Below are 11,229 nucleotides of genomic sequence, written 5' to 3' on the forward strand. Positions count from 1 at the left end.
CGATTGCAGGCAGCGAAACCACGCCGTTTATTTCGCTCGCCTCTGGAGCCCTGCGTATGCTACGAAATCTCGGCGCGCTCGGGATCGTCGGTATCCTGCTCCTCCTCGGCGGTATCGCTCTCATCGCCTCTCAGAATCTGTTGATCGCCCTCGGGATGGCGCTCATCGTCGCCGGCCTCGGATTGGTCGTCCGATCGCTCATCTCCGGGATGCTCCGGAACTTCGGAATGTTCTGATCGACTCGAGGAGTCAGCACCTGCGCCTCAAGCGTTTTGCCCCTGTATCTCCTCTCTCTGGTATGGGTTATACGCTCCAGTACTACGACCTCGTATTGGTCGCGATCGCCGCCAGCCTCGGGACCGGAGCAGTCGTCGGTTACGCGACGCCCGTCCCGTACCCGGCCGCGATCGTGGGTCTCGGCATCGTCTCGATCGCGTTCATCGCTCACGCGCTGTTCGTCAACGGCCCCGTCGACGATACCGAAGACCTGACCGAAGAGGTCGCACTCGAGGAGGTGCCGCAGGCGCTGTCGCCGATGGAGTCGGCCGACTGAGACCGACCGTCAGACTTCGTTATCGCCGGCCCGGTGTTCGCTGATCAACTGGTCGACCATCGCCGCTTTACGGTCCCGTTTCCTGTCTTTGGCGCGCTCGTGCCAGTCGTCGATGACGGCCTCGACGTCGTCTTCTCGGGCGACGGCGAGTTCGTCGACCTCCTGCATGGCCACGTCGTCGGCGGGGCCAACCGGAATCTCGGCGTCGAAGAGGATCTCGTCGGCGATTTCCGAGAGGCCGCCCTCTTTGAGGATCACGCGGGGCTCGAACTCCGCGAGCAGCTCGGCCGTCGACCGGCCCGCGCCGCTGGCGTCCCGGACGTAGACCACGTCGCCGGCTGCGATGCCGTACTGCTCGTCGGCCTCGCGGATCGCGCCCTTGGTGAACTTCTCGACGATCTTGACCGGGACCAGCCCCTCCTTCTTCGCCGAGACGTCGCTGAAGTTCGAGTGGTCGAGCTTCCAGAGGGCCTTCATGCGCTCGACCTTTTTCTCGAGTGTCTCGACTTCCTCGCGGGCGTCGTCGCGCTCGCGCTCGAGCCGGTTCGCCTTTCGCTCGAGTCGGCTCACTTCGCGGTCTTTGCGCACCTCCCTGCGCTCCTCCCGGCGGGCGTTGCTGAGTTCCGTCTCGAGTTCGTCGATCCGCTCGTCGCGGTCCTCGACGCGGCCCTCGAGGCGTTCGACGTGGGACTGGAGGCGTTCGACCTGTCGCTCCAGGTCCTTGATCCGTTTTTCCTCCGCCGTGAGCTCGCGCGGTTCGTGTTCGGTCGATTCCTCCTCGCCGCCGTCGTCGTCGTCGCTCAGATCCCGCAGGACGGCTTCGACGCTTTCCTCGCCAGCGACGACGCGGGCGGTGACTTCGCCGCGGTCGAGCCCCGGCGGAAGTTTGTCGGCGATCCGCTCGAACTGGTCTTCGTGGGCGTCGATGGCGTACAGCGCGGCGGCCATCGCGTCGCGCTGGTGGTCGTCGTCGTAGGGGTGATCGCGCGTGCGGTGCTGCTTCTCGTCGATCGGAAGATCGCTCCGGGGCGTCCAGCCCGCGGCATCGAAGCTCCGGCGGAACTTCTCGACGGTCTCGGGCATCGGCGTCACGTCGGCCGCGACGACGATCGGCCGGCCGCGTTCGACGATCCACTCGATCACCTCCGCGGTGTCGCTGGTCCGGGAGCTCCAGACGTCCAGCACCTCGCCCTCGAGGCCGACGATGGCGACGGCGGTCGTCGTCCCGGGATCGATCCCGACGATCACGTGGTCGCGCCGTTTGACGAGCGGCTTGAACTCGATGCCGTCGCGGCGCTCGCGCTCGATTTCGACGCGGACGTCGCCCGAGCGATTGCGGGAGACGGGGATCTCGCTGGGCTTTCCGTGGACGGTGAACACGGCGTTGGCGTAGCCGCCGTAGGACTCGCGAACGTTCTTCTCGTACTCGAGGTTCTCGTCCTCGAGCTCGGACTCGACCTCGCGGGCCCGTTTCCTGACCGAGCCGTGGATGCGGCGGGTGTAGCGGTCCTCGCTCCAGCCGCCGCTGCCGGTCGAGCGCCCTCTCGAGACCTTGACCTCGGTCGTGTCGGTGAAGGCCGATACTTCGTGACCGACGTTGTGGGCGGCCAGCCGGGCGGCGGCCTCGGCTTCCTGCATCGGGTCCTTCCCGTAGGGGATCCCGTGGCGTTTCGCGACGCGAGAGAGCGGCTCGGGCTGTTCGGCACCCGTCACCTGGACGAGGCGGGTACCCGACGGTAGCGACCCGAGGAAGTGGATGAGCTGGTCCTTGTCGGCGGCCAGCTCGTACATGTTGTCGGTCGCGACGATCGCCGGCTCCTCGTCGTCGATCAGTCGTCTGAGTTTCCGGTGGGAGACGACGTCCCGCGTGACGTCGTCGCCGTCGTAGACGGCCAGCGCGTACGACGGCGCGTCACCGCGCACGTCACCGCTCTGGATATCGACACCGAAGACGACCGCGTCGAGCGCACTCGTTCGCGTACTCACGGGAGGGTATAGGAACGAGTCGGCTATAAATCCGGCGCGGGTTCGCAGGTCGGCCAGCCGGCGCGCTCAGTCTCCAGCGGGATACGAGATCTCGAGCGACTGTCCGTCCTCGGGAACGAACACGTTCTCTTCGTCGCCGGCGAAGCCCTCGCGAGCCTGTGCGAGGTGGTCCTCGGTGCGCCCGGCGTAGCGCGAGGAGAGGTGCATCAGCGCGAGGCGCTGCGCGCCGGCTCGATTCGCGATCTCGCCGGCCTGTCGCGCGGTCGAGTGGGCGGTGTCGGTCGCCCGGTCGGCCCGGTCGTCGGCGAACGTGGCGTCGTGGATCAGCAGGTCCGGTTCGTCGGCGACCTCGATCGTCGCCTCCGCGGGGCGGGTGTCGCCCGTGTAGACGATCGACCGGCCGGGGCGGGGGTCGCCCACCACTTGGTCGGGCTCGACGACGGTGCCGTCCTCGAGTTCGACGGACTCGCCCTCGTGGAGTCTGGAGAACTTCGGTCCCACGGGCACGCCCAGCTCCTCGGCGCGCTCGCGATCGAACCGGCCCTTGCGGTCGTCCTCGACGAGCGCGTAGCCGACCGATCGGGTGTCGTGGTCGGTGTCGAACGCTCGGACCTCGTACTCGTCGGCGCGATAGGCGACGTCGCCGCCGCCGACCTCGTTGATCCGCACCGGAAACGTGGGGCGGTTCCCGAGGGCGTTGACCAGCGATTTGAGCTGCTGGCGCGTCCCGTGTGGCGTATGGATCGCCAGCGGCGCCTCGCGATCGTTGAAATCCATCGTCTGGAGCAGCCCCGGAATCCCGAGGACGTGGTCGCCGTGGAGGTGCGTGACGAACAACTGCGAGACGGAAAATCCGGTGCCAAAGCGCATCATCTGGCGCTGGGTCCCCTCGCCGGCGTCGAACAGTAGCTCCTCGCCCTCGCGGGCGACGAAGACGCTGCTCGGGTTCCGCCCCGTCGTCGGAATCGCGCCGGCCGTCCCTAGAAACGTCACGCGCAGTGGCATCGGTCGACCTTCGGCGGGCCGCGACTAAACCGGCTTCGGATCGCTCGAGTCGAATCTGCCCCTGATTCCCGCGAGGGTCGCGGCCGAACGTTCAACGTGTTTTCTCCTTCCCAAGGCGTCGCGACTCGCGCTGTCATAGTCGTGGTAACGAGAACCAACTACTTTGTCTAGAGCCGCATACCGGTCAGCGGCTCGTTCGGTCCGGACTCCTGTCCGTCAGGTTCGACCGACGGACTGGGTTCACGAACAGTAGTAACTGGTGACTATTCGAGCGAAGCGTCGTGAACCAATTCGGTATCCTGCGAACGGACTGCGCGTTTTACGTCCGTCGAGTCCGAACCCGGAGACGACGACACCCCAATGAGCTCGAGACTGACGTTCGGCACGATCAAACGGGCCGGTGCGATTCTGATCGCGATCGCGATCGTCATCGCCGCCGGTATCGTCGTCGGGCAGGCCCCTGCCATCTTCGGCGTCGAGGAGGAGCCGCAGGCCTCGATCACGTTCGAAGACCAGCAGGGCAACGGCTCCGCCGTCACGATTCGGGAGGTGACCCTCTCCGACGGCGGCTACGTCGTCATCACCGACGGCGGAGACGAGCCCCTCGCCGTCTCTGAGCACCTCGAGGCGGGTACCCACGAGAACGTCACCGTCGAGCGCGAGGACGACGCGACGCGCGAACTCGTCGGCCAGCTGACGGCGACGGTCCATCAGGACACGTCCGACGAGGAGGGCTACGCCTACGCGGAGACGAACGGCGAGGAAGATCAACCCTATCTCGAGGACGGGTTCCCGGTCGGCGCGACCGCGACCGTGACGTCGACCGACGAGAACGCCCGCGGCGATTCGTTCCTCGTCGAGTCGGTCGACGCGCCCGCGGAGGCGACGACCAACGAGACGATCGAAGTGAACGCCCGGATCCGCAACCCGACGGAGTACCAGGCCGAACAGCCCGTCGAGGTCCGCATCGACGGGGTCGTCTACGAGCGGCAGGTACTGGAACTCGAGGGTGGCGAGGCCCGGAACGTGACCCTCGAGACGGAGACGCGGGGCGCGCCACCGGGCGATCGAACGATTGGCGTCTACACCGAGGACGGCGGTGCGGTCACGCGGATCGATCTGACGTTCCACACCGAGCCGAGCGTCGCGGTCGCCGACGCCGACAACGGGAGCGTGACCGTCTCCGCGGCGATCCCCGAACGCGGGTTCGTCGCCGTCGAGCGCAACGGAACGATCGCCGGGACGAGCAACGAACTCGCGCCCGGGGAACACGAGAACGTCACCGTCGACCTGCCCGACGACGTCTCTATCAGCGACGAGGAGGAGCTGACGGCGACGCTCTACGCCGGCAACCCCGGCAACGCGGACGCGGCGTCGCCGATAACGTTCGAGGGCAGCCCCGTCCGAACGACGTTCACGCTGGCGGAAGTGGCCGGCGACGAGTCCGGCAGCGATACGAACGCGAGCGCCGACGCGGGCAACGGGAACGACTCGAGCGGCGGGTAGCGATCCGACAACCGGGGCGCACCCGTTCGACGCATTGCGACCGCCGAACAATCGACCGATTCTTACCCGCTCCGTCCCTACCTGCCGGCGATGGACGCGCCGCTGTGGACCGAAACCCACGCCCCCGAGCTGGCCGAGTTGCCACAGGACGACGCTCGCGAGTACTTAGAGCGGGCGGTCGAGGAGCCGATCAACCTCCTCCTGCAGGGCCCGCCCGGAAGCGGGAAGACGGCCGCGGCGCGCGCGCTCGCTCGTGAAGCACACGAGGATCCGGACAACGACTTCGTCGAGATCAACGTCGCGGACTTCTTCGCCCGGACCAAGACCGAGATCAAGAACGACCCGCGGTTCGAGCACTTCCTCGTGGGCCGCTCGTCGATGTCGAAACGCGACATGATCAACCACGTGCTCAAGGAGTCGGCGAGCTACGCACCCGTCTCGGGCGGCTACACGACGATCCTCCTCGATAATGCGGAGGACGTCCGCGAGGACTTCCAGCAGGCACTGCGCCGGATCATGGAGCAACACCACCGGACGACGCAGTTCATCGTCGCCACCCGTCAGCCGACCAAGCTCATCCCGCCGATCCGCTCGCGGTGTTTCCCCGTCTCCTTCCGGTCGCCCTCGAGCGAGGAGATCGTCACCGTGCTCGAGCGCATCGTCGCGGAAGAAGGGGTAGCGTACGACGACGACGACGGCCTCGAGTTCGTCGCCGGCTACGCCAACGGCAACCTCCGGCAGGCCATCCTCGCGGCGCAGACGACCGTCGAGGACGCGGGCGAACTGACGATGAGCGCGGCCTACGAGACGCTCGGCGAGGTCGGTCTGGACGACGAAATCGAGTCGATGTTAGACGACGCCGAAGCCGGCGACTTTACCGACGCCCGGTCGACGCTGGACGAACTGCTCGTCGACGAGGGGTTAGACGGCGGCGAAGTGCTCGATGAAATCCTCCGAATCGGGCGCAAGCGCTATCAGGGCGAACGGCTCGCCCGACTTCACCGGCTCGCCGCAGACATCGACTTCGAGATGCACGAGGGGACGAGCGATCGGATCCACGTCTCTCATTTACTGGCGGAGCTCGGTCGGGACGCCTGACCACCGCGTGACTGCTCGCCTCGCTTCGCTCAGTCGACGTAGGGCTGCTCGAGATCGTTGTTACCGCCGATCCGATCGGTGAGCCACTCCGTCACGATATCGAAGACGCTCACCAGCGGCGACAGCGCGCGCTCGACGAGCGAGATCGGCCGTGCGACCGCGACCCCCATCGCTCGGCGTTGCCCAGTCCGTAGGACTTGGGGACGATCTCGCCGAAGATCAGCACGACGACGCTGACGACGACCGTCGCCGCGGTCACGGCCACGCCCGCGGGCAGGTAGGTGACGAAAACGAGGGTCACGATGCTCGAGAGCGCGACGTTGACGACGTTGTTGCCGACGAGTACCGTCACCAGCAGCCGATGCGGGTCGTCTCGTAGCGCTTTGAGCGTGCTCGCTCGCGGGTCGTCGGTGGCTGCGCGCTCGTCGATCCACTCCATCGGGAGCGTGAAGATCGCCGTCTCCGCGCTCGAGAAGAACGCGCTACAGCACAGCAAGACGACGGTCGCACCGAGCCCGGCCCACGCCAGCGTGAAATCGGCCATGCCTCCGGTTTGGAGACCACGTTCAAGAAGTCGTGCGATTCACCGGTTAATATGTGTTCCTCACGGACCGTTATCCGACCGCTGGACGAACGGTGGGTATGCCCACGCTTCTCGAGACCCGTATCAAGAACCGATTCCGCGTTCAGCCACACCACGCGAACAACAACGACACCCTCCACGGCGGCAACCTGATGAAGTGGCTCGACGAGGTGGGTTCGATGTCCGCGATGCGCTTCGCTGGCGAGGGCTGTGTCACTGCACGCGTGAACGAACTCGACTTCGAGCGGCCGATCGGAATCGGCGACACGGCGCTGATCGAGGCGTACGTCTACGACGCCGGCCGGACGAGCGTCCACGTCGCGCTGCGCGCCTGGCGCGAAGAGCCCCGATCCGGTGAGACCGAGAAGACGACCGAGTCGACGTTCACGTTCGTCGCGATCGATGCGAACGGCGAGAAAGTCCCCGTTCCCGACCTGTCAATCGAGACCGACGAAGAAATCCGTCTACAGAACCGCGTGCTCGAGACCGATCGCTGATCCGTCCGCCTCGATTCACGGAAATCACGGGGATCGCCGGTCACTCGAGTACCAGCACGTACCGCGTCAGCGACCGGTGCACCCGGCGCTCGAAGACCGACTCGAGCTCCCAGCCGGCCGCACGCGCCTCGCTCGCCCACGAGCGATCGGCGACGACGACCGCCCGCGGCGCGACCCGGTGGGCCTCCTCGAGCGCACCCGAAACGAGGTCCTCGAGCCGATGCGTGTCGATCTTCGACTGGCGGCCGTATGGTGCGTCGAAGACTACGCCGTCGACCGCGTCGTCCGACAGCGGTAGCCTGGTCGCGTCGCCGCGACCGACGTGCCACGCGCCGCGCTCGACGCCGGTCGGCGAGAGTTCGTCGCGCTCGAGGAAGTGCCGCAGGTTGGTCTGGGCACCGGTGGCCATCTTCGCCTGCGCGTCGGTGCCGATCACGTCCGCCCCGACGAGACCGGCCTCGACGAGGACGCCGCCGGTGCCACACATCGGGTCCAGGATCGTCGCGCCCGGCCGCGAGCCGGCGACGTTCGCGACGGCGCGGGCCAGCAGCGGGTCCATGCTGCCGGGCTGGAAGAACGGTTTGTCCGTCGGGGCGCGGCTCCCGAAATCGCGGACGCTCTCGGCAGCGAGCCAGCCGAGCGCGCAGACGGAGACCCGCGCGCCCGTCGGTTCGTCGCTCTCGTCGTCGGGTTCGAGTACGTCTCCCCCACCGTCCTCGAGCGGCCCCTCCGAGAAGACGACCCGCAGGACGTGATCTGGCTCCTCGAGGTCCACCGAGAAGCCCCGATCGACCAGCAGCTGGCCGAGTTCTCGCTCGGCCCGCTCGGTACTCACGCCGCTCGAGCCGTGGACGTCCGTCGCGCGCACCGCGACCGTCCCCTCTCGGTCGATCCCGACAGCCTCGAGGACGGCTCGGGCGCTCGAGAGGTCGGCGTCGCCCCGGCCCAGCAGGTCGCTGGCGCGGTGGGTGTAGGCGAGCCCGCGGACGCGCTCGGAGCTGACGGCGCTCGCGACGGCGAGGCCGGGGGCGATGCGTTCGACGCCGCTGGCGGCGCTTTCGGCTTCGCGGGCCGCGAAGGCGTCGTCCTCGCCGCCCAACTCGAGCAGGTACACGGTCGATGGTGACCGGCCCTCGAGTATGAGGCTGCCGTTTTTCGGGGATCGACTGCTGGACGACTAGCTAGTCGCATCACCCCCTCTATTGCGAATGTGAGGACGAGTGGTGTCGAAAACGAGCGTCCTGCTATCGTGGCAACAGGGAATGTCCACGTCCTCCCCAGCCGATTCACTCGCTCACGCCGTTCCCTCGTTCATCCCTCGCACGCTTTCGACCGCCAGTTCGCTGGTCGCTCACTGGCGCTCAGCGCGCGCCACCGCAATCGGTCGTTGGTCCTGGAACGAGACCCCACCGTTGCACATGCAGGCAGTCGGATACCGGCACCGTTCGCGGCTCGGCCCCAGCCGTATAAACCGGATATATCAGGTGGCGGTACCAACCTTTATAAACCTTAAATACGTCCTTTTAAGCGACTAATGACGGATCCGAAGGACACCATCAACATCGAAAACGTGGTGGCGTCGACCGGTATCGGGCAGGAACTCGACCTCCAGAGTGTCGCGATGGACCTCGAAGGGGCCGACTACGACCCCGAGCAGTTCCCCGGTCTCGTCTACCGAACCCAGAATCCCAAGTCCGCCGCATTGATCTTCCGGTCGGGGAAGATCGTCTGCACCGGCGCGAAAAGCACTGACGACGTCCACGAGAGCCTGCGCATCGTCTTCGACAAGCTCCGCGAGCTCCAGATTCAGGTCAACGAGGACCCCGAGATCGTCGTCCAGAACATCGTCACCTCGGCCGACCTCGGTCGCAACCTCAACCTGAACGCGATCGCTATCGGGCTGGGCTTAGAGAACATCGAGTACGAGCCCGAGCAGTTCCCCGGGCTGGTCTACCGGCTCGACGAACCCGAGGTCGTCGCGCTCCTGTTCGGCTCCGGCAAGCTCGTCATCACCGGCGGCAAGAAGCCCGAAGACGCCGAGCACGCCGTCGACAAGATCGTCTCCCGGCTCGAGGATCTGGGCCTGCTCGAGTAACGCCGTCCGCCTTCTTCGCCGCTCGAGCGACCGTCGACGCCACCAGTTCGCTCTCCGCGGCGTTCGATCCGCTCGCAGTCGCGACTCGGTCGTTTTCACGCTCCGAACTCTCCGGGTCGCGGTCGATTCGACCAGCTGTCGTACACGAGTAGTTTACCGACCGTCAATCGATTCTTACCGATCGTCGAACCGTGGTTTCGCGTCGTTTGGTCCGACTTATCGACCGTTCAATCACGCCACAGCGCGTCCGAGCCGGCTGAATCGGCACTGATTCGTCGAAACGACTGACCCCGTTTATTCGGCCTCGCGTCGCCGACTCTCACGTTCCCATGACGATCCACCCAGACCGAACGACGGCCGTTTCGGCGCCGCTGCTTCCCGGACGCGACGACGCGCTCGGTCGTCGGTCACTCCCTCAGGAGACGGTCTCCCGCGTGCTGGACAGCGACCGCCGGCGCGAGGTGCTCCGGTGTGTCCTCGCCGCGGACGGTCCGGTCGCGGTACGGACGCTGGTCGGCCGCCTCGCCGACGCCGAACACGATGCGACCCTCGAGACGACGATCCATCAGTTGCGCCAGCGGATCCACGTTTCTCTCTGCCGGACCCACCTGCCGCTGCTCGCAGACCACGACATCGTGAGCTACGACCGAGTGCGGAGTCTCGTCGGTCCGGCGGCGAACCTCGCCGCGTTCGAACCCGAACTCGAGTTCGAATCGCTCGAGCGCCCGATTACGGCTCGGCTCGAGTAGCCGGCTACTCGACGAGTCGCTCGATCTCGGTCACTAAAATATCGCTCGCGCCGGCCTTTTTCACCTCGGTGATCGTCTCGAAGACGTCTCCCTCGTCGACGACGGCGTGGACCGCGACCTTCGCGTCGTCGTCCTCGTCAGCGATGTCCATGATCGTCGGCCCGCCGAGGCCGGGAATGACGTCGCGGACGTCCGCGAGCCGCTCTCGCGGGACGTTCATCATCAGGTAGCGCTTGCCCTCGGCGTGCTTGACGGAGGACAGCGCAGTCCGGACCTCGCCGACTTTCGGCTCCTCGAGCACGTCGTCGCGGCCGAACAGCCGGACGGAGCTCTCGAGCACCTCGTCGACGACAGCCAGCCGGTTCATCTTGAGCGTCGTGCCGGTGCTCGTGATGTCGACGATGGCGTCGGCCATCTCGACGTGCGGGGTGAGCTCCGTCGCGCCCGTCACCTCGACGATGTCGGGCTCGACGCCGGTATCGGCGAAGAAGTCCTCGGTGATGTTCGGGAACTCCGTGGCGACGACCTTGCCCGCCAGATCGTCGACGGACTCGATGTCGCCGTCCTCGGGCGCGGCCAGGACCAGTCGACAGCGCCCGAACTCGAGGTCGAGCAGTTCCGAGACGTTGTCGACGCGGGCCTCGCACACCTGATCGAAGCCGGTGATGCCGAGGTCGGCCGCCCCGTCGGCGACGTACTCCGGGATGTCGGCCGCGCGGGCGAACAGCACGGTCACGTCGGAATCGACGGTATCTGCGTAGAGCTTCCGGTCGGCACCGTTCTCGAGGTGGAGCCCCGCCCGCTCTAGGAGGTCGATCGTCGGCTCGTGCAGGCGGCCCTTGTTGGGAACGGCGATTCGCATATGCCCCGTTCTTGGGCTGCAGCGGGGAATTGTCTTTTCATCCGGACGAGTGTCCGTCCCGGCCCGTTCCGGCAGTCGCCGGCCTGTATCTCCTTGATTCTCGAGCGCGAATTCGGCCGCAATGGACGACCACGACCAAAACCGCCGGTCCGAGGCCGGCGAAGACTCGACGGACATCGACCGCGACGGCGGCAAGCGGTCGGACCGGGTCGAGGAGTCGCTGCTCGAAGACGAGGCCGACGACGCCGACCGGGGACGAGCGGAGATTCGCGAGCGACAGGAGCACGGGGACCAC

11 protein-coding genes and 1 pseudogene are annotated in these 11,229 nt (G+C 66.7%); 7 read left to right on the forward strand and 5 right to left on the reverse strand.

Annotation, left to right across the window (positions count from 1 at the left end; all coding sequences use genetic code 11):
• The first annotated feature begins 56 nt into the window (after window positions 1-56).
• Window positions 57-236: a hypothetical protein gene (locus tag NDO75_RS15075; RefSeq protein ID WP_310907350.1), complete on the forward strand. Its 180-nt coding sequence runs from the start codon at window positions 57-59 to the stop codon at window positions 234-236.
• Between the two features lie 62 nt (window positions 237-298).
• Window positions 299-553 (forward strand): hypothetical protein, encoded by a 255-nt coding sequence (locus NDO75_RS15080; protein WP_310907352.1) that lies wholly within the window; start codon window positions 299-301, stop codon window positions 551-553.
• Between the two features lie 9 nt (window positions 554-562).
• On the opposite strand, the gene NDO75_RS15085 is transcribed toward NDO75_RS15080, so the two are convergent.
• Together NDO75_RS15085 and rnz are read right to left on the reverse strand one after the other, a co-directional pair.
• Window positions 563-2,539 carry a DUF460 domain-containing protein gene (locus NDO75_RS15085; protein ID WP_310907354.1) on the reverse strand — a complete coding sequence of 659 codons (1,977 nt, stop codon included), beginning with the start codon at window positions 2,537-2,539 and terminating at the stop codon, window positions 563-565.
• A 66-nt stretch (window positions 2,540-2,605) separates the two neighbouring features.
• The gene (gene rnz, locus NDO75_RS15090) at window positions 2,606-3,544 is read right to left on the reverse strand and encodes a ribonuclease Z (protein ID WP_310907355.1); all 939 of its coding nucleotides are present in this window, start codon (window positions 3,542-3,544) and stop codon (window positions 2,606-2,608) included.
• A gap of 360 nt (window positions 3,545-3,904) precedes the next feature.
• Between rnz and NDO75_RS15095 the strand changes: the two genes are divergently transcribed.
• Together NDO75_RS15095 and NDO75_RS15100 are read left to right on the forward strand one after the other, a co-directional pair.
• Window positions 3,905-5,050, forward strand: a complete 1,146-nt coding sequence (locus NDO75_RS15095) for a CARDB domain-containing protein (RefSeq protein ID WP_310907356.1) — start codon at window positions 3,905-3,907, stop codon at window positions 5,048-5,050.
• 90 nt (window positions 5,051-5,140) lie between these two features.
• Window positions 5,141-6,148, forward strand: coding sequence for an AAA family ATPase (locus tag NDO75_RS15100; protein ID WP_310907357.1), 1,008 nt, complete (start codon window positions 5,141-5,143; stop codon window positions 6,146-6,148).
• Between the two features lie 29 nt (window positions 6,149-6,177).
• On the opposite strand, the pseudogene NDO75_RS15105 reads toward NDO75_RS15100, so the two are convergent.
• Window positions 6,178-6,692, reverse strand: a pseudogene (locus NDO75_RS15105) (DUF21 domain-containing protein).
• A gap of 98 nt (window positions 6,693-6,790) precedes the next feature.
• On the opposite strand from NDO75_RS15105, the gene NDO75_RS15110 reads away from it, so the two are divergent.
• Complete coding sequence (locus tag NDO75_RS15110) at window positions 6,791-7,228, forward strand: acyl-CoA thioesterase (RefSeq protein WP_310907359.1); 438 nt, start codon at window positions 6,791-6,793, stop codon at window positions 7,226-7,228.
• 40 nt (window positions 7,229-7,268) lie between these two features.
• On the opposite strand, the gene NDO75_RS15115 is transcribed toward NDO75_RS15110, so the two are convergent.
• Window positions 7,269-8,342 carry a THUMP domain-containing protein gene (locus tag NDO75_RS15115; RefSeq protein ID WP_310907361.1) on the reverse strand — a complete coding sequence of 358 codons (1,074 nt, stop codon included), beginning with the start codon at window positions 8,340-8,342 and terminating at the stop codon, window positions 7,269-7,271.
• A 420-nt stretch (window positions 8,343-8,762) separates the two neighbouring features.
• On the opposite strand from NDO75_RS15115, the gene NDO75_RS15120 reads away from it, so the two are divergent.
• Together NDO75_RS15120 and NDO75_RS15125 are read left to right on the forward strand one after the other, a co-directional pair.
• On the forward strand, window positions 8,763-9,323 hold the full coding sequence (locus NDO75_RS15120; protein ID WP_006671604.1) for a TATA-box-binding protein: 561 nt from the start codon (window positions 8,763-8,765) through the stop codon (window positions 9,321-9,323).
• Window positions 9,324-9,652: 329 nt separating this feature from the next.
• The gene (locus NDO75_RS15125; RefSeq protein WP_310907368.1) at window positions 9,653-10,072 is read left to right on the forward strand and encodes a hypothetical protein; all 420 of its coding nucleotides are present in this window, start codon (window positions 9,653-9,655) and stop codon (window positions 10,070-10,072) included.
• Between the two features lie 4 nt (window positions 10,073-10,076).
• On the opposite strand, the gene hisG is transcribed toward NDO75_RS15125, so the two are convergent.
• Window positions 10,077-10,934, reverse strand: a complete 858-nt coding sequence (gene hisG, locus NDO75_RS15130; protein WP_310907369.1) for an ATP phosphoribosyltransferase — start codon at window positions 10,932-10,934, stop codon at window positions 10,077-10,079.
• Window positions 10,935-11,229: the final 295 nt, after the last annotated feature.

Origin of the sequence: Natrinema sp. 1APR25-10V2, assembly GCF_031626495.1 — an archaeon.
Taxonomy (GTDB): domain Archaea; phylum Halobacteriota; class Halobacteria; order Halobacteriales; family Natrialbaceae; genus Natrinema.

What these genes read in the sequence shown, in the direction of transcription:
- NDO75_RS15075 (WP_310907350.1), top strand. Translation starts at nt 57, where the DNA reads ATGCTACGAAATCTCGGCGCGCTCGGGATCGTCGGTATCCTGCTCCTC.
- NDO75_RS15080 (WP_310907352.1), top strand. Translation starts at nt 299, where the DNA reads ATGGGTTATACGCTCCAGTACTACGACCTCGTATTGGTCGCGATCGCC.
- rnz (WP_310907355.1), bottom strand. Translation starts at nt 3,544, where the DNA reads ATGCCACTGCGCGTGACGTTTCTAGGGACGGCCGGCGCGATTCCGACG.
- NDO75_RS15095 (WP_310907356.1), top strand. Translation starts at nt 3,905, where the DNA reads ATGAGCTCGAGACTGACGTTCGGCACGATCAAACGGGCCGGTGCGATT.
- NDO75_RS15100 (WP_310907357.1), top strand. Translation starts at nt 5,141, where the DNA reads ATGGACGCGCCGCTGTGGACCGAAACCCACGCCCCCGAGCTGGCCGAG.
- NDO75_RS15110 (WP_310907359.1), top strand. Translation starts at nt 6,791, where the DNA reads ATGCCCACGCTTCTCGAGACCCGTATCAAGAACCGATTCCGCGTTCAG.
- NDO75_RS15120 (WP_006671604.1), top strand. Translation starts at nt 8,763, where the DNA reads ATGACGGATCCGAAGGACACCATCAACATCGAAAACGTGGTGGCGTCG.
- NDO75_RS15125 (WP_310907368.1), top strand. Translation starts at nt 9,653, where the DNA reads ATGACGATCCACCCAGACCGAACGACGGCCGTTTCGGCGCCGCTGCTT.
- hisG (WP_310907369.1), bottom strand. Translation starts at nt 10,934, where the DNA reads ATGCGAATCGCCGTTCCCAACAAGGGCCGCCTGCACGAGCCGACGATC.